13 protein-coding genes are annotated in these 17,081 nt (G+C 62.5%); 9 read left to right on the top strand and 4 right to left on the bottom strand.

All coding sequences use genetic code 11. The features are described 5' to 3' along the window. The first annotated feature begins 159 nt into the window (after positions 1 to 159). A complete protein-coding gene (locus tag QMX97_RS27960; protein ID WP_282397969.1) occupies positions 160 to 2,181 on the top strand; it encodes an alkaline phosphatase family protein in 2,022 nt (673 codons plus the stop codon). On the opposite strand, the gene QMX97_RS27955 is transcribed toward QMX97_RS27960, so the two are convergent. Next, positions 2,182 to 2,556 (bottom strand): cytochrome c family protein, encoded by a 375-nt coding sequence (locus QMX97_RS27955; protein ID WP_065908559.1) that lies wholly within the window; start codon positions 2,554 to 2,556, stop codon positions 2,182 to 2,184. A gap of 43 nt (positions 2,557 to 2,599) precedes the next feature. Continuing rightward, complete coding sequence (locus QMX97_RS27950; RefSeq protein WP_226939935.1) at positions 2,600 to 3,142, bottom strand: demethoxyubiquinone hydroxylase family protein; 543 nt, start codon at positions 3,140 to 3,142, stop codon at positions 2,600 to 2,602. Positions 3,143 to 3,339: 197 nt separating this feature from the next. Between QMX97_RS27950 and QMX97_RS27945 the strand changes: the two genes are divergently transcribed. From QMX97_RS27945 to QMX97_RS27925, 5 genes are all read left to right on the top strand, one after another. After that, complete coding sequence (locus tag QMX97_RS27945; RefSeq protein WP_065908558.1) at positions 3,340 to 3,720, top strand: response regulator; 381 nt, start codon at positions 3,340 to 3,342, stop codon at positions 3,718 to 3,720. A 194-nt stretch (positions 3,721 to 3,914) separates the two neighbouring features. Further along, the gene (locus tag QMX97_RS27940) at positions 3,915 to 4,529 is read left to right on the top strand and encodes a biliverdin-producing heme oxygenase (protein ID WP_282397968.1); all 615 of its coding nucleotides are present in this window, start codon (positions 3,915 to 3,917) and stop codon (positions 4,527 to 4,529) included. Further along, a complete protein-coding gene (locus tag QMX97_RS27935; protein WP_282397967.1) occupies positions 4,526 to 6,769 on the top strand; it encodes an ATP-binding protein in 2,244 nt (747 codons plus the stop codon). The genes QMX97_RS27940 and QMX97_RS27935 overlap by 4 nt, the downstream gene beginning before the upstream one ends. 600 nt (positions 6,770 to 7,369) lie before the next feature. Beyond that, a complete protein-coding gene (locus tag QMX97_RS27930; RefSeq protein WP_282397966.1) occupies positions 7,370 to 9,265 on the top strand; it encodes an alkaline phosphatase D family protein in 1,896 nt (631 codons plus the stop codon). A gap of 265 nt (positions 9,266 to 9,530) precedes the next feature. Further along, on the top strand, positions 9,531 to 10,544 hold the full coding sequence (locus QMX97_RS27925; RefSeq protein WP_213552623.1) for a diguanylate cyclase: 1,014 nt from the start codon (positions 9,531 to 9,533) through the stop codon (positions 10,542 to 10,544). A gap of 9 nt (positions 10,545 to 10,553) precedes the next feature. Here the strand turns inward: QMX97_RS27925 and QMX97_RS27920 are convergent, their stop codons facing one another. Further along, positions 10,554 to 11,582 (bottom strand): amino acid ABC transporter substrate-binding protein, encoded by a 1,029-nt coding sequence (locus QMX97_RS27920; protein ID WP_282397965.1) that lies wholly within the window; start codon positions 11,580 to 11,582, stop codon positions 10,554 to 10,556. Positions 11,583 to 11,726: 144 nt separating this feature from the next. Between QMX97_RS27920 and QMX97_RS27915 the strand changes: the two genes are divergently transcribed. Together QMX97_RS27915 and QMX97_RS27910 are read left to right on the top strand one after the other, a co-directional pair. Beyond that, positions 11,727 to 12,620, top strand: a complete 894-nt coding sequence (locus QMX97_RS27915; RefSeq protein WP_065908545.1) for a LysR substrate-binding domain-containing protein — start codon at positions 11,727 to 11,729, stop codon at positions 12,618 to 12,620. An 89-nt stretch (positions 12,621 to 12,709) separates the two neighbouring features. Then, positions 12,710 to 13,960 (top strand): aspartate aminotransferase family protein, encoded by a 1,251-nt coding sequence (locus QMX97_RS27910; RefSeq protein WP_282397964.1) that lies wholly within the window; start codon positions 12,710 to 12,712, stop codon positions 13,958 to 13,960. Here QMX97_RS27910 and QMX97_RS27905 read toward each other — a convergent pair. Beyond that, the gene (locus tag QMX97_RS27905; RefSeq protein WP_282397963.1) at positions 13,957 to 15,981 is read right to left on the bottom strand and encodes a c-type cytochrome; all 2,025 of its coding nucleotides are present in this window, start codon (positions 15,979 to 15,981) and stop codon (positions 13,957 to 13,959) included. The two genes, QMX97_RS27910 and QMX97_RS27905, sit on opposite strands and share 4 nt — an antisense overlap. 252 nt (positions 15,982 to 16,233) lie before the next feature. Between QMX97_RS27905 and QMX97_RS27900 the strand changes: the two genes are divergently transcribed. Further along, positions 16,234 to 16,941, top strand: coding sequence for a hypothetical protein (locus QMX97_RS27900; RefSeq protein ID WP_065908539.1), 708 nt, complete (start codon positions 16,234 to 16,236; stop codon positions 16,939 to 16,941). Positions 16,942 to 17,081 lie beyond the last annotated feature (140 nt).

Here is a 17,081-nt window from a genome sequence, read left to right as displayed (position 1 = left end):
CTACTGCGTCGTGGCTGGATTAATGCAACTCAACCTGTGGGAGCGGGCGTACTCGCGAATGCGCAGTGTCAGGCAGCATCTCTGGCACTGAACCACCGCGTTCGCGAGCACGCCCACTCCCACATTTGATCTGTGGTGTTGTTGAGAAGGGGGAAACTAATGGGTGCGTTGCAATCACGCCGCCTGCGCTACGGCGTGGGTGCGATTGGGTTGGTATTTGCGTTGCTGGCCGCCTTGCGGCTGATATTCGTGCTGGCGTTTTCCGGCCTTGCCCTGGACACCCCGGCGTTGCTGGAAACCGTTGGCATCGGCCTGCGGTTCGACCTGCGCCTGGCGGTGCTGTTGCTGCTGCCGCTGGCGGTGCTGGCCTGGCTGCCGCGCTGGAACCTCACCACCCTGCCGGCCCTGCGCTGGCTCGCGCGGGGTTACCTGGTGATCGCGCTGGCTGGGGTCGGCCTGGTGTACATCATCGACTTCGGCCACTACGCCTACCTGGGCGTGCGCATCAACGCGACGGTGTTGCGTTACCTGCAAGACGCGCAGATTTCACAACAGATGGTGTGGGAAACCTACCCGGTGCTGTGGATAACCGCCTGCTGGCTGGCGGCGGTAGCACTGTGGGTGTGGGCGTTGATCTGCCTGGAGCGGCTGACCCTGGATCGCCAGCCCACGCCCACGCGCAAATGGGCGCTGGCCTCGGTCTCGATGATCGGCCTGGTCGCCGTGCTGCTGGCCCTGCTCGGCCGCGTCGCCAACCTCAACCTGGAGAACCCGGTGCCGTTGCGCTGGAGCGATGCATTCTTTTCCGGCAACAGCCAGGTGGCCGCCGTGGGCCTGAACCCGGTGCTGTTTTTGTATGACACGCTCAAGGTCGGCCAGTCACAGTTCGATGAAGCCCAGGTGCGCGAACATTACCCGCAAGTCGCCGCGTACCTTGGTGTTGACCAGCCGGATGCGCAGCAACTGAACTTCATCCGCGAGCAACCCGTGCAGCCGTATCGACTGGCCGGCGAGCGCGCGCCGAACGTGATCTTCGTGATGCTCGAATCCCTCGGCACCAGCGCCGTAGGAGCCTACGGCAACCCGCTCAACCCGACGCCGAACCTGGACCAGTTGGCCACGCAAAGCTGGTTCTTCAAGCACTTCTATGTGCCCGTCACCGGCACCGCCAAGACCGTGTGGGCGAGCATCACCGGCGTGCCGGATGTGACCCGCCAGGAAACGGCCACCCGCAACCCGCTGATCACGCGCCAACACACTGTGATCAACGCGTTCCAGGGCTACCAGAAGTTCTACCTGATCGGCGGCAACGCCGGTTGGGCGAATATCAACGCGCTGATCCGCCAGAGCATCGACGGCGTGCAACTCTATGACGAAAGCCACTGGCGTTCGCCGCGGGTGGACGTGTGGGGCATCTCCGACCTGGACCTGTTCAAGGAAGGCGACCAGCTGTTGCGCAGCGTGCCCAAGGACCAGCCGTTCTTTGCCTACGTGCAAACCTCCGGCAACCATCGGCCGTTCACCATTCCCCGCCTCAACGACGGTTTCCAGGTCAAGGACGTGACCCTGGAACAGGTGCAGGCCGCCGGTTCGCGCAGCGTCGAGCAATACAATGCGGTGCGCCTGCTGGACTACAACATCGGCCGCTTGATGGAAATCGCCAAGGCCGGTGGTTGGTACGACAACAGCATTTTCGTGTTCTTCGGCGACCACAACACGCGCATCAGCCAGATCCCACACATGGCCCCGGCCTTCGAACAACTGGGCCTGGAAAGCAACAACGTGCCGCTGCTGATCCACGCCCCCGGCCTGCAACCGCGCGTCATAGAAGAGGCGGTGGGCCTGGCGGACCTGCTGCCGACGGTGGCCGGCATGGCGGGCATACCCTTTCGCAACGGCGCCATGGGCCGGGACATCCAGCAACCGGCGCCGGAAGGCGAGCGCGTGGTGCCGCTGGTCTTGCAGGAGGGCACGTTCCCGATCATCGGCGGCGTGACCAAGGACTTTTTACTGCAGATGCAGCATGACGGCAGCTCACCGACCCTGCATGACCTGGCCTCACCCACTCCGCGCGAGGACGTCGCCGCGCAGCATCCCCAGGAGTTTCAACGCCTGCGGACGCTCACGCAGGGGCTGCATGAGAGCGCGCGGTTGATGCTGTTCCGGAATGTGCGGGAGTGACTATTTATCCTGGAAGGTTTCCAGGTAGGCGAGGATGTTTTCGATTTTTTCCGGGTCGCTGATGCCCCAGAAGATCATCCGCGTGCCACTCACCACCTTCTTCGGTGCCTCGATGTAGGCGGCGAGCTTGTCGCGGGTCCAGACCACGCCGGAGTTCTTCATCGCGTCGGAGTACTGGTAATCGGTGGTGGTGCCGGCGGGTCGGCCGATGATGCCGTTGAGTTCCGGCCCGAAGCCACCGCGCGCACCTTCGCCTATGCTGTGGCAGCCGCCGCAGGTCTTGCTGAAGAGCTTGCCACCCGCCTCGGCATCGCCTGCGGCAAGGGCCGAGCCGCTGTTGAGGATCAGGGCGAGGATGAACAAGGCGTACTTCATGGTGGACTCCACAGCGGGTGATAACGGCAATTATGCCTGTTTGTCAGGAACGCATGCCCATCCAGATCACCGCTTCGGTCCATGCCGTGACCACCGGCGCCAGCGCACGGAACCATGGGTCCTGCGCATCAATCTGCGCGGCCGAGTGGTCGTGGTGGTGCTGTTCCTCGTCGACAATCGAGGCAATGGCGGCCACGGCCAGCGGATCAATGTCACGCAGCGTGTGCAGTTGGTGCGCCAGGTGCTTGAGCACGACACTTTCGACGGCGACCGTCGTGGCGACGATAGCCTTGCGCCCGCAGACGCCGGTGATCAACCCCAACGCCAGCCCGCCCAGCCCACACAGCCAGTAACTGCGGCAGCGACGATAGCCGCGCCGCTGCAACTCGGCCTGGAACACCGCGCGGTGGCGACGCTCGTGAGAAAGAAACGCTTGCAACTCGGCCACCATGCCGGGCGCGAACACGCGGGCCATGAACAATTGGCCGCTGTAGATACAGATCGCGCCATGCTCGCCGGCGTGGTCGACTTTGATCATGCGGTTGCCCAGGTCCGGGTCGATCAAGGAGGCGGCGGGAGCGTTCACGGTTGACGGCCTTGTGTGTGCGCCGGTGAGAACCGGACCGGTCGGGATGGCAGAACGCCGGTATCGTGCAGCATACCCACTCAAATACGCAAGCCAGACCCTCCAAGTGACCACCCATCGCCTTATAAACATCCAATCGAACCTATCCGCGCCTGCCCCACTCCACCTTACTGGACCCTGATGGTGGAGTAAGGATCATGGCTCAGCCATCGATTTTAGTGCTGGAAGACGACGAGATCATTCGTTCGTTAATGGTGGATGTGCTGGAGGATTTCGGGGCGGTGGTAACGTCGTTTCCTTCGGCGGATGAGGGGATGATTTATCTGGAACGGGGCGATGATCCGGTGGACCTGATCGTCAGCGATGTGCAAATGCCAGGGCTACTCAATGGCTACGACCTGAGCCGCGTTGTCGCGCACCGGTGGCCGAGCGTGCCGGTGCTGCTGACGTCTGGCAATACCAAACTGGCCGAGCAGTTGGGCGGTTCAGTGCGGTTCCTGCCCAAGCCGTGGAGCACTGAGCATCTGCTGGAGTGTGTGCAAACCGCCTTGACCCAGCAGGGCTCGTCCTTGCATTGATAGCATGGCGATATCACCCGGACCGAACTTCACATGGGTCCGTGTGGTCATTGAAGAGCAGGGAGCGACTTTTCTGATCCGCTGGTCAGCCTTTTCGCCTTGTGCGTTCAGTTGATCGCCATGAGTTGTGTAGAATCGTCGCCCATTTCCAAGCGTCATTCATGGCCGAGAGGCCCACACTTCGAGCTCATTGAATGCATTCACCGGCCCATGACGTTAGTGCGCCCTCATTGCTGGAAGCGTTGCGTGAAGGCACCGGCCTGTTGCACGTGGCGCTGGAAAAACGCCTGCCGTTTTTCTCCGAGCGCCTGGATGCCGGCTGGTATCAGCGCCTGGTCCGGGCGTATTACGGTTTTTATGCGCCGATCGAAGCGTCGCTGTACGACCGAGATTTGATTCCCGTGGGCTACGACCAGGCCTTGCGTGTGAAAACGCCGACCCTGGTGAGCGATCTTCACGCCCTCGGCGTGAGTGACGCCGCTATCGATGCCCTGCCCCGCTGCGCCCATCTGCCCCGCCTCGACATGCCCGCCGCCTGCCTCGGTGCCCTCTATGTGCTGGAAGGCGCGACCTTGGGCGGCCAGGTATTGCGCCGCGAAATGGCCCAGCGCCTGGACGTGCATGCCGACAACGGCGGTGCGTTTCTCAATGTGTACGGGGCCGACACCGGTCGACGCTGGAGGGATTTCCTCGATTACCTGGGCCACATGCCGCTGGACGCCAATGCCAGACAGCACGCGGTGGATGCGGCCCGTTCGACGTTCAGCTGCTTTGAGCAATGGCTCGACAGCCAGGAGGTACTGCTATGAAACCCGAAGATTTTGAAGAGCTGCTTGCCAACTGTGCCGACGAGCCGATCCGCTTCCCGGGTGCGATCCAGCCCCATGGCGTGCTGCTGACCTTGTCGGAGCCGGACCTGCGCATCATCCAGGTCAGCGCCAACGTCGCCGCCCTGTTCGGCCACGCACCCGATGCACTGCTGGGCCAGCCGCTGCACACGCTGATCGGGGCCGAACACGGCCAGGCCGTGCAAACCGTGGCTGCGCAAAACAGCTTTGTCGACGCACCGCCGCTGCACGTCAGCCTCAATGGCGCCGAGTTCGAAGGCCTGCTGCATCGCCATCAGGACGTGCTGGTGCTGGAGTTCGAACCACGGCTCAAAGACTTCCGCCCACGCGCGCTCAATGGTCGCACCAGTGACCTGGGCAAAATGCTGCAACGTTTGCAGTCGGCGAAAACCCTGCAGGCGCTGTACGAAATCAGCGTGACCGAAATCCAGGCCATGACCGGTTACGACCGCGTGCTGATCTATCGCTTCGAAGACGAAGGCCACGGCCAGGTGATTGCCGAAGCGTCGGCACCGTCCATGGAGCTGTTCAACGGGCTGTTCTTCCCCGCGTCCGACATCCCCGAGCAGGCCCGCGAGCTGTACCGCACCAACTGGCTGCGCATCATCCCGAACGCGGCCTACGAGCCGGTGCCGTTGTTGCCCAAACTGCGCCCGGACACCGGCCAACCGCTGGACTTGAGCTTCGCCACCCTGCGCAGCGTGTCGCCGATTCACTGCCAGTACATGCAGAACATGGGCGTGCTGTCGTCCATGAGCATCTCGCTGATGAAGGGTGACAAGCTGTGGGGCCTGATCAGCTGCGGCAACCGCGAGCCACTGCTGGTGCCCAACGACCTGCGCACCGCCTGCCAGACCATCGGCCAAGTCTTGTCGTTGCAGATCAGCGCCATGGAAGCCCTGGACCTGAGCCGTCAGCGAGAAGAGAAAGTCGAGGCCCTGGCGCTGCTGGACCAGGCGATGAAAGCTTCGCAAGACAACGTGTTCGACGGCCTCGCCCAACGCGGCCAGTTGCTGATGGACCTGACTCTCGCCGGCGGCGTGGCGATCATCGAAGACAAACAATTGCACCGCTACGGCAACTGCCCGGAACCGGCGCAGATCCGTGCCTTGCACAAGTGGCTGCAGGACAGCGGCGAGCCGGTATTTTCCAGCCATAACCTGGTGTCGGTGTACCCGCCGGCTGCCGAGTTCCAGCAGGTGGCCAGCGGCGTGTTGGCCATGAGCCTGCCCAAGCCGGTGGACAATGGCGTGATGTGGTTCCGCCCGGAGGTGAAGGAAAACATCAACTGGAGCGGCGACCCGAAAAAGCCCCTCGACCTGGAAAATTCCGACGCCGGCCTGCGCCTTCGCCCACGTACTTCATTTGAAATCTGGAAAGTCGAAATGGCCGGCATCTCCACCAAGTGGAGCCATGGCGACCGCTTCGCCGCCAACGACCTGCGCCGCTCGGCCTTGGAAAACGACCTGGCCCGCCAGGTACTGCGCGAGCAACAAGCCGTGCGCGCCCGCGATGAATTGGTGGCGGTGGTTTCCCACGACCTGCGTAACCCGATGACCGTAATCTCGATGCTGTGCGGCATGATGCAAAAGGCCTTCAGCTCCGATGGCCCACACACTTCACGGCGCATTTCCTCGGCCATCGACACCATGCAACAGGCCGCCGGGCGCATGAATGTGCTGCTGGAAGACTTGCTCGATACCTCGAAAATCGAGGCCGGGCGCTACGTGGTCAAGCCGGTGGCGCTGGATGTCAGCCAGATGTTCGAAGAGGCCTACTCCCTGCTTGCCCCGCTGGCGATGGAGAAAGGCATCGACCTGTCGTTCAACACCGAGCCCGGCCTGCAGATCAATGCCGACCCGGAGCGGCTGTTCCAGGTCCTGTCGAACCTGATTGGCAATGCCATCAAGTTCACCCCGCGCCAGGGCAATATCGGTATCAGCGCCATGAGCAATGGCGAGGAAATCGTGTTTTCGGTGCGTGACTCGGGCGAAGGCATCGCGCCGGAACAACTGCCCCACGTGTTCGATCGCTACTGGACCCAGGCGGAAAACAACCCCACCGGCAGCGGCCTGGGGCTGTACATCACCCAAGGTATCGTGCAGGCCCATGGCGGCAAGATCGTCGCCGAGAGTGAATTGGGGCGTGGCAGTGAGTTCCGCTTCACCGTGCCAAAGGTGATGGAAGAGTCGCATACCTGACACGCCTCCCGCCCTGGCGCTCTGCCAGGGTCAGGGTGCCGCGCGGATTACTACAGCGCGTTACGTAAAGGCGTCGCACACAACTGCGCGGCGTTTGGGCTGCACGCCAGGGAGGCCGCGACTTCGCCCGAAGCGGGCGGCTGCGCCGAAGGCCGCGTCGATGATTTCCAGCCGCGCCCCGTCACATGTTGCCGCGAGGCGTTTATAGCGCGGTTGCCGTCCCCCTCTGTAGGTTTGGCTCAGCTTCACTAAGCGGTGAGGCTTACCACTGACAGAGGACCACCTCCATGATAAGTACCCTCAATCACTCGTTGAACATGCCTATTGCATCTGTGGCTCAGCAGGATGAAGTCACGCGCTCTCGCAACAAGCGCAGCATCGAGCAGACCCACCAACACGCCTCCTCCATTGCATCCGATGGCCCGGCCGCGAACGATAGGCGCAGGAGCACCGGCACGCTGGACAGCCTGGGCGGCGGTCGACTGCTCTAACCGGGCATGTGAAGGGCTGTGCACGGCCCTTCATACCCTCGCCTTAACAAAACACTGACATTCAATGCGCTAGAGTTTTCGGCCGACCCCGCCTGGAGCCCTTCCCTGCATGCTGCCACCCGACACATTGCCCGCCGTACTCGCCGGCCCCCTGCTACGCCGCCTGGAACCCCAGCGGTTAGTGCTGTGGCTGATGGGCACCCGGGAGCTGGTGCTGACCCTGACGCTGCACATCGCCGGGCAGACCCGTAGCATCGTGCTGGATCAGGGCCAATGCCAAACCGTTGCGGTGGGGCATGACGCCGTCATCCACTTGATCGACGTGCCGCTGGATGACGCCCTGCCCCAGGATGAGGTCATTGGCTATGACCTGTTGATCGACAGCCTCGGCATCGCCGAGTGGGCGCCACACCTGCTGTACGCCGACGCCCAATACCCCAGTTTTGTGCTGCACAGCCGTATTCATCAGTTGGTCCATGGCTCGTGCCGCAAACCACACCATCACGCGGCCGAAGGCCTGCTGTGCGTCGACCGCCTGCTGGCCGAAGCCCACCTGCCCGAGCAGCGCCCGGCCCTGCTGATGATGAGCGGCGACCAGGTGTACGCGGACGATGTCGCCGGGCCCATGCTGCGGGCTATCCATGAGTTGATCGCGCGCCTGGGCCTGTTCGATGAATACCTGGAAGGAGCGGTGATAGACGACAGCGCCAGCCTCTACGGGCATCGCGCCAGCTACTACCACCGTGCCGACCTGCTCCCGGCGCTGGACAGCAATGAAACCCTGCGCGAGCGATTTTTCGGCGGGGTGAAAAAACCGATATTCACCAGCAGCACTGCCGATAACCACTTGGTCACCTTCGCCGAAGTCATGGCGATGTACCTGCTGGTCTGGTCGCCCACGCCCTGGAACCTGCTCACGCTGGAGCCTCCCCGCTTGAGCGCCGAAGAACAGCAGCGCTACGCCCGCGAGCGGGTACAGATCGAGCGCTTTCGCCAGGGTCTGCCGGGCGTCGCGCGGGTATTCGCCCACCTGTCCACGCTGATGATCTTTGACGATCACGACATCACCGACGACTGGAACCTCAGCGCCCAATGGGAAGAAACCGCCTACGGCCACCCCTTCTCAAAACGCATCATCGGCAATGCCCTGCTGGCCTATTTGCTGTGCCAGGGCTGGGGCAACCAGCCGGATGTCTTTGGTCCGCTGGTCATCCAGATCCAGACGCTGACCACCCAGCCCCAGGCCAACCACCTGGACGCCAGCGCGCAGGATGCGTTGCTCGAGGCCCTGCTGAAATTCCAGCAATGGCACTACGTACTGCCCACCACGCCTGCGCTGGTGGTGCTGGACACCCGCACCCGCCGCTGGCGCAGTGAGTTCACCCTCAAGCAACCTTCCGGCCTGCTGGATTGGGAAGCCTTGAGCGAACTGCAGCAGGAACTGCTTGATCACCCCTCGGCCATCATCGTCTCGCCCGCGCCGATCTTTGGCGTCAAGCTGATCGAGACCGTGCAAAAAGTGTTCAGCTGGTGCGGCCACCCCTTGCTGGTGGACGCGGAAAACTGGATGGCCCATCGCGGCGCCGCCCAGGTGATCCTGAATATCTTCCGTCACTCACGGACACCGGGGAACTACGTGATCCTGTCGGGTGATGTGCACTACTCGTTCGTCTACGAGGTACTGATCCGCCATCGCAATGCCGGCCCGAAAATCTGGCAGATCACCAGCAGCGGCATCAAGAATGAATTCCCGCCGCGCCTGCTGGAATGGTTCGACCGGCTCAACCGCTGGCTCTACTCGCCCCGCTCGCCCCTCAACTGGTTCACCCGCCGCCGCACCATGCAGGTGGTCCCGCATATTCCGGAACATGCCGAAGCGGGCGAGCGGCTATGGAACTCGGCGGGGATCGGCCAGGTGTTTTTCAACGAACAGGGCCAACCTGAAGAGATTTACCAACACAACGCGGATGGGCAGGCCAGGACGAGAATGCTGGCCCCCAAGTAACTTTTCTTCATCGACAACAAGGCCGTCCAACTCGGATGGCCACGAGGGGTGCCTGCGGTTCGAACGCTGGCGCGAAGCGCTGCGCATCGTCAAGGCGCGGGGAAATCGTCGGACGCCCCAGATAGATAGCCTATTGCCATCCTGCCAAAGGCGTACATTCGCCCTATTCAAAGCACTCAAATCCCGTTGTACAGTAGCGCCAGCCACGGAGTACCGGCATCAATATCGGCAGGCCTTGGATGCCAGCCCAAGCAAGGATCGCGCAATGGACGATACTCCCGGCAACAGCCCACCGGGCACTGATTTCTCTCACTTCAACGCCGACATGCTGCACACCGTTCTGGAGTTGGTCAGCGACGGCATCTGGGATTGGAACGCCAATACCGGGTTCGTGTACCGCAACCCGGGTTGGTATGAAATGCTTGGCTACCCTCGACACGCCCTGGAAAACAGCGTGTTCACCTGGGAAAACGTGATCCATCCGGACGACTACCCCCAGGTGATGATGCTGTTTGATGACTATATCCAGCGTCGTGCCCCCTACTACCAGGCCGAATACCGTTGCCGCAAAAAAGATGGCAGCTACCTGTGGATCGAAGACCGTGGCTACGTGATTGCCCGCAACGCTGACGGTTCGGTGGCGCGGATGGTGGGCGCCCACCGTGATATCCATTCACGCAAAAGCTCCGTCGAGCAACTGGAACAGCGCAATCAATCCCTTGAAGTGCTGGTGGCCGAGCGCACGCGCGAGCTGTCACGGGTCAACCAGCAACTGCAATTGCAGCTGGATGAAAATCGCTCCCTCGCCGAACGCGACACCCTGACGCTGGTCGCCAACCGCTATCGCATGGAAAAAACCTTGCTGGAAGAATGCGAACGCGCCCAACGCTTTCGCCTGCCGCTGGCACTGATCGCGATGGATATCGATGACTTCAAGCCGATCAACGATCAGTACGGCCACAGCGCAGGTGACGAGACGCTGGTGCGGGTGGTCGAGCGTTTGAAAGGCTGTATACGCGCCGATGACCTGCTGGCTCGATGGGGCGGCGATGAGTTTATGGTACTGCTGCCCAACACGTCGCTGGAGACGGCCAAGGCAATCGCCGAAAGCATCTGCGAGGCGTTGAGGGATAACCCGGTGAGCGACGACTTCCACGTCACCCTCAGCGTAGGCGTGGCGGCGAGCCAATCGGGTGATACCCCCGCCGCCTTGATGGCACGTGCCGACCAGGCGTTGTATCGCGCCAAGGCGGCGGGGAAAGGTGGGGTCGCCGACTGAGCCCCGGCGTTATCGCACCGGCGGCGCGTACTGGATACCGCCGTTGTTCCACAGCGCATTGAGCCCGCGTTTGATCTTCAACACGCTGCCCTGGCCGATATTGCGCTCGAACACTTCGCCGTAGTTGCCCACCTGCTTGACGATCTGCACGACCCAGTCCTTGCGCAGCTTGAGGTCCTTGCCGTACTCACCGTCGGCGCCCAGCAGGCGCGCGACATCCGGGTTCTTGCTGGTCTTGGCCTGTTCCTCGACGTTCTGCGAGGTGATGCCCATTTCCTCGGCATTGAGCATCGCGAACAGCGTCCACTTGACGATGCTGAACCACTCGTCATCGCCCTTGCGCACCAGCGGCCCCAGCGGTTCCTTGGAGATCACCTCCGGCAGCACCACGAACTCATCCGGGTGAGCCATTTTGATCCGCTGTGCATACAGCCCCGACTGGTCGGTGGTCAGCACATCACAACGCCCGGCCTCCAGGCCCTTGGCGCTCTCGTCGGCGGTGTCGAAGGTGATGGGCGTGTACTTCATGCCGTGGGTGCGGAAGTAGTCGGAGACATTCAGTTCAGTGGTGGTGCCGGCCTGGATGCACACGGTCGCGCCGTCCAGTTGCCTGGCACCGGTCACTCCCAGTTTGTTGTTCACCAGAAAGCCGATGCCGTCGTAGTAGGTGATGCCCGTGAACACCAGGCCCATCGCCGAATCACGCGAGCTGGTCCAGGTTGTGTTGCGCGAGATCAGGTCGATTTCGCCGGATTGCAACGCGGTGAAGCGCTCCTTGGCGGTCAATTGGGTGAACTTCACTTTCGACGCATCGCCGAACACGGCCGCCGCCACGGCGTGGCACACGTCGACATCGAGGCCGGTCATCTTGCCCTTGCTGTCGGGCACGCCAAAACCGGGCAAGCCGTCGCTGACGCCGCATTGGATAAAGCCTTTTTTCTGGATCGCATCCAGGGTCGCCCCGGCGTGCGCCGTGCCGGCGAGGCCGAATACGGCGGTGGCGCCCAGTGCGGCCAACGTGGTTTTGAATCGGTTCATGCAAGGCGCTCCCTGTCATTCCTTATTATTCGGCGCTGCACAGCCCGCGCCGGTTTATAGTGCTGCCGGGCAGTATCCACGGCTTTACGGCGCTGCCACAAACGACCTTTAGGCAAAGGCTCCTTCCGATTTGGAATGAACTGCATGATTTCAAAACGCTTGACCCCTTCGATGACGGCCTTGCAATGCTTCGAAGCCGCCGCCCGCCACCTGAGTTTCACCCGCGCCGCCGAAGAGCTGCACCTGACCCAGAGTGCGGTCAGCAAGCAGGTGGCGCAGTTGGAAGAGATGCTCTGCCACAACCTGTTCGAGCGGGTCCGCCAGCGCCTGTACTTGTCGCCGGCCGGGTCGTTGTACCTGGCCGAGGTGCACAAGATCCTCACCCAGGTGGACATCTCCAGCCGTTACATCCTCACCTACGGCGGTGAAACCGAGGTGCTGCGCATCGCCACCCAGCCGACCTTCGGCGATCGCTGGCTGGTGCCCAAGCTCAAGGACTTCGCAGCGAAACACCCGAATATCCACCTGGACGTGCGCAACGAGCTGGAGCCCTTCGACGTGCTGCAGGCCAAGGCCGATATCGCGTTTTTCTTCGGCCAGGGCTCATGGCCGGGCGCGACCTGCATCGAGCTGTTTCGTGAAGCCGTGGTGCCGGTCTGTGCGCCGGGGTTTGTCGCCGAGGGCAGCGACGCGTCGTCGCGCCACACCTTGCTGCAATGCACCTCGCGCCCGGAAGCCTGGCACGAATGGTTCCTGGAACAAGGCCTGCACTCGCAGAACAGTTATCACGGGCCGCGTTTCGACACGTTCTACATGTGCATTCGTGCGGCGCAGTCAGGCTATGGCGTGGCGCTGGTGCCGCATTACCTGGTGGCCGAAGAACTTGCCCAAGGCAGCCTGACGATCCCATGGGACTACGCCATGCCCAGCAGCGGCGCGCACTTTATCGCGCATGCCGAACACGCCGGCGAGATCCCCAAAGTCAAAGCCTTCCTGAACTGGATGGTCGACTACGTGAGTGCACATCGCGACTTTTAATAATGACCCGGCGACTTTATTTCGTTTGCGGCCAGGGTGGGCGCACGGCTTAGATAAAAACACGTCAGCCATTGCCGAGTCCGAGATTCATGAGCCGCGAAACCATCAGCCAGTCGATTTCCATCGTCCACCCGATCAGCCTCAGCCACGGTAAAAACGCCGAAGTCTGGGACACTGCGGGCAAACGCTATATCGATTTTGTCGGCGGCATCGGCGTACTCAACCTTGGCCATTGCCACCCGGGGGTCGTGGACGCGATTCGCGAACAGGCGACGAAACTGACCCACTACGCCTTCAACGCTGCGCCTCACGCGCCCTATATCGAGCTGATGGATCGCCTGACCGCGTTTATCCCGGTGGACTATCCGGTCAGCGGCATGCTCACCAACAGCGGCGCCGAAGCGGCGGAAAATGCCCTGAAGATCGTGCGCGGGGCCACCGGCCGCACGGCGGTGATCGCGTTCGACGGGGCCTTTCATGGCCGCACCCTGGCCACCTTGAACCTCAATGGCAAGGTCGCGCCCTACAAGCAAAAGGTCGGCGTCCTGCCCGGCCCGGTCTATCACCTGCCCTACCCCAGCGCCGACAACGGCGTGACCTGTGCCGAAGCGCTGAAGGCCATGGACCGCCTGTTCAGCGTGGAAATCGACATCGACGACGTCGCCTGTTTCATCCTCGAACCGGTGCAGGGCGAAGGCGGTTTCCTGGCCCTCGACATCGAGTTCGCCCAGGCGCTGCGGCGTTTCTGTGATGAAAAAAACATCCTGCTGATTGCCGATGAAATCCAGTCGGGCTTCGGGCGTACCGGCCAGCGCTTCGCCTTCTCGCGCCTGGGCATCGAACCGGATTTGATCCTGCTCGGCAAAAGCATCGCTGGCGGTGTACCGCTGGGGGCAGTGGTCGGGCGCAAGGCGCTGATGGACAACCTGCCCAAAGGCGGTCTCGGCGGCACCTATTCCGGCAACCCGATTGCCTGCGCGGCGGCATTGGCCACCCTGGACGCGATGAGCGATGAGCACTTGCAGGCCTGGGGTTCGCAGCAGCAAACAGCGATTGTCAGCCGCTATGAAACCTGGCGCGCACAGCGCCTGTCGCCCTACCTCGGCCGCCTGACCGGCGTCGGCGCCATGCGCGGCATAGAACTGGCCCACGCCGACGGCACGCCCGCGCCGAAACAACTCGCCCAGTTGCTGAGCCTGGCGCGCGAGGCCGGCCTGCTGCTGATGCCCAGCGGCAAGTCACGGCACATCATCCGTTTGCTCGCACCGCTGACCATTGAGCCAGCGGTGCTGGAGGAAGGCCTCGACATCCTCGAGGCCTGCCTCAAGCAACTGGACTAGTACCGCGCATCCACCGGCTTGCCGCCGTTCGGCCAATCCTTGACCTTGTCCGGGAAGTCCGGACGCGGTTGCCCGGCAAAATACGCCGCCACGTCCACCGCGTCCTGGTCGGACAAACCGCCCTGCCCCAACGGGAATTTCTCGTGGAAGCCAATCGGCATGTTGCGTTTGACGAACGCCGCCGCGGTGTAGGTGCGCGCCATCCCCGCGCCGATGTTGAACGACTGCTCGCCCCACAGCGGCGGGTAGATCAGCTCGCCATCGGCCCGCGCCAGCCCCTGGCCATTGTCGCCATGGCAGACCGCGCATTGCTTGGCATAGACCGCCTTGCCATTGGCGAGGTCGGGCTTGATCGCCGGGTCGACCTTGCCCACGCCACGCCCGGCGACTTTGTCTTCAGGCCGCGTGTTGTTTTTCATCCAGTCAAAGTAGGCGACCATCGCCTGCATATCGGCTGACTGCGGCGGCAACGGCTTGCCATTCATGGAGCGCCGGAAGCAGCCGTTGATGCGGTCTTCCAGGGTCACCACCTTGCCCGCACGCGGTGCGTAGCTGGGGAAAAACGCCGACACACCGACAAAGGGCGAGCCGTCGGCCACGGTGCCGGCGTTGAGATGGCAACTGGTGCAATTGAGCGAGTTGCCGACGTTGTCAGGCAGCAGTGCCTTGGTTTGCAGGTGCAGGCGCATGCCGCGCATGACTTGATCGGCGTTGGGGGCGGCCAGCAGATCGGCCAGGCGCGGGGTTTCGAAGGCGGACGAATCGGTGGTGGCCGGGTTGAGCTGGGCGCGCAGCTTTTTCACTTGGGCGGCGTCGATCGGGGTGCCCTGGTTGCCCCAGCGCGTGCGCACGAAACTGAGGATCTCGGCGATTTCCGGGTCCGCCAGCCGGGCGAAACCGGGCATGGTGTAGACCCGTGGGTGAGTCGCCGTTTGCGCGGTTTCCCAGCCGGTCAGGGTGATGTGCAGCAGCGACGTCGGGTTGCTCGCGGCGATGCTCGGGTTGCCGGCCAGGGGCGGGAACAGGCCTTTCACGCCAGCGCCGTCACTGCGGTGGCAATCGCTGCAGAACTGCATATAGCCCAGGCCACCTCGGCTGGTGAACAGGTCGGCAGGCGGCGCGGCGGGTGCCTGGGCCACGGACGGCATCGGCAGGTCGTCTTTGCCCGGCGGCAGGGATTTGAGGTAACTGGCGATGGCAGTCAGGTCATCGTCACTGAAATGCTGGGTGCTGTGGTGAATCACATCGGCCATATTGCCGGAGACGGTGGCAAAGCGGTTCTGCCCGGTCTTGAGCAATTGCACGGTGTCGTCCACGGTCCACAGGTTGCGCAGGCTCAGGGCGCGCCAATGCTCGACAGTTTCGCCGGCGAGGTAATGCTGGCCGCTGCGGCCGGCATCGCTCAGGGCTTTTTCCTGGAAGGCAATGCCGCGCGGCGTGTGGCACGAACCGCAGTGGCCGAGGCCCTGGACCAGATAGGCGCCACGGTTGAGCACCTCGCCGCGGCCCGGGTCTGGCTGGAACGGCTGCTTGTCGAGAAAGGCGAAGTTCCACAGCGCCAGGCCCCAGCGCTGGTTGAAGGGGAAGCCCATGTCGGCGTCGCGGTTGGCCTGGGGCACGGGCTCCACCCCCTGCATCAGGTAGGCGTACAAGGCGCGCATATCCGCCTCGCTCATCTTCGCGTAGGACGGATACGGCATCGCCGGGTACAGATTCATACCCGCAGGCGTGACGCCTTCGCGCATGACCCGGTCGAATTGTTCGAAGGTGTAGTGACCGATACCGGTCTCGCGGTCCGGGGTGATATTGCTCGAAAAGATCGTGCCCATCGGCGTGCTCAGCTCGAGGCCGCCGGCCATGACCTTGCCTTCTTTGGCGGTATGGCAGGCGATGCAGTCGCCCAGTTGTGCAACGTATTGGCCGTGTTCGATCAGTGCGGGGTCGGGGGTGTTGGCGTGCAGGGGAAGGGACAGACAGAACATCACCCCCACAAGGCCAAGACGTGACAGGGGAAGCGTCATCGCAATATTCCTTTAAAAACCTGGCCTGGAGCGGTCTCCTCGGCGCAGGTCTGCAATTATTTTTATACGTCATCAGGCAGATAACCCGGGGCGGGTTCGGCCCCCGTGTTGTTGTAGCGAATTTCCCCGGGGCGCCTGTTGATATGGATCAGCACAACCGTGGGGCAGAGTGCCGCCTTGACCTGATCCCCCTCCCCGCTGAAAATGCCCGACGCTTTTTTGTCCCCCGTTTACTGAAGTAGTGAAATTTCAATGTCCGATTCCTACACCACCGAAGAATCCGTAGTCGCCTTGCAATCCAAAGCGGAATACGAAAACGCCATCAATCTTTCACAGCATGTGCCGGCGGCCAAGATCATCAGCGAGATGGTGCTGGACGCGTTTCACACCTCCAAGGAAAGCGACCAGATCCGCGAGCTGCGCGTCGCCATCCGCCAGGCCCACGATGCCTTCGACGACGACAAGGCCTATGACCTGATGGGCCAGCTCAAGCAACTCAAGGACGCCGAGGCCGCTGACAGCGCCGCCCTGGAAGACCTGAGCAGCAAATTCTCGATCAGCCGCATCCTGTCCAGCTTCAAGGACGACCCCGAGTTCCAGGAGCTGGTCTACGGTCTGGCGCTGAAAGTGCTGAACCAGAGCCACCAGGCGATCAGCAACCCAAGCGCCGGCAAGAGCAAGGCATCGCGGCCCAAGAAAGAAGCCGAAGTGTTTGTGATCAGCAAGGACGGCATCAGCGTCACCCTGCCCCTGCGCACCCCGCGCTCGAAGCTCAATGTCGACCGCGAGGCGTTCGAGTTCCTGGGCTTCAGCTTTGTCGGTGAAGGCGATGAGGCGGAGCTTGAGGTCGAGAGCTTTGTGGATAACGCCGGGGCTGAACAGCCGTTGAGTCGCAAGAGCGTGATCACTGCGCTGCAGCAGCAGACCGCGTTCGATGGGTACAGCATCGCGCAGCAGTAACGCATTATCCGCAACACTGCGGGACTGGAAATGTGGGAGCGGGCTTGCTCGCGAAGGCGGTGGATCAGCGAGAAAGGTTCTGGCTGACACACCCTATTAGCGCGCAAGCCCCCGCCCCCAATTGATTTGTGTCGCTCAAA

Origin of the sequence: Pseudomonas sp. PS01298, assembly GCF_029959745.1 — a bacterium.
Taxonomy (GTDB): domain Bacteria; phylum Pseudomonadota; class Gammaproteobacteria; order Pseudomonadales; family Pseudomonadaceae; genus Aquipseudomonas; species Aquipseudomonas aylmerensis.
The sequence above is the reverse complement of the archived record's forward strand: the minus strand, read 5'-3'. Positions and strand labels throughout refer to the sequence as shown.

Excerpts from the sequence above, each read along its gene's own strand:
- QMX97_RS27905 (WP_282397963.1), bottom strand. The coding sequence starts at position 15,981 with ATGACGCTTCCCCTGTCACGTCTTGGCCTTGTGGGGGTGATGTTCTGT.
- QMX97_RS27915 (WP_065908545.1), top strand. The coding sequence starts at position 11,727 with ATGATTTCAAAACGCTTGACCCCTTCGATGACGGCCTTGCAATGCTTC.
- QMX97_RS27900 (WP_065908539.1), top strand. The coding sequence starts at position 16,234 with ATGTCCGATTCCTACACCACCGAAGAATCCGTAGTCGCCTTGCAATCC.
- QMX97_RS27955 (WP_065908559.1), bottom strand. The coding sequence starts at position 2,556 with ATGAAGTACGCCTTGTTCATCCTCGCCCTGATCCTCAACAGCGGCTCG.
- QMX97_RS27930 (WP_282397966.1), top strand. The coding sequence starts at position 7,370 with ATGCTGCCACCCGACACATTGCCCGCCGTACTCGCCGGCCCCCTGCTA.
- QMX97_RS27940 (WP_282397968.1), top strand. The coding sequence starts at position 3,915 with ATGCATTCACCGGCCCATGACGTTAGTGCGCCCTCATTGCTGGAAGCG.
- QMX97_RS27920 (WP_282397965.1), bottom strand. The coding sequence starts at position 11,582 with ATGAACCGATTCAAAACCACGTTGGCCGCACTGGGCGCCACCGCCGTA.
- QMX97_RS27925 (WP_213552623.1), top strand. The coding sequence starts at position 9,531 with ATGGACGATACTCCCGGCAACAGCCCACCGGGCACTGATTTCTCTCAC.
- QMX97_RS27910 (WP_282397964.1), top strand. The coding sequence starts at position 12,710 with ATGAGCCGCGAAACCATCAGCCAGTCGATTTCCATCGTCCACCCGATC.
- QMX97_RS27945 (WP_065908558.1), top strand. The coding sequence starts at position 3,340 with ATGGCTCAGCCATCGATTTTAGTGCTGGAAGACGACGAGATCATTCGT.
- QMX97_RS27960 (WP_282397969.1), top strand. The coding sequence starts at position 160 with ATGGGTGCGTTGCAATCACGCCGCCTGCGCTACGGCGTGGGTGCGATT.
- QMX97_RS27935 (WP_282397967.1), top strand. The coding sequence starts at position 4,526 with ATGAAACCCGAAGATTTTGAAGAGCTGCTTGCCAACTGTGCCGACGAG.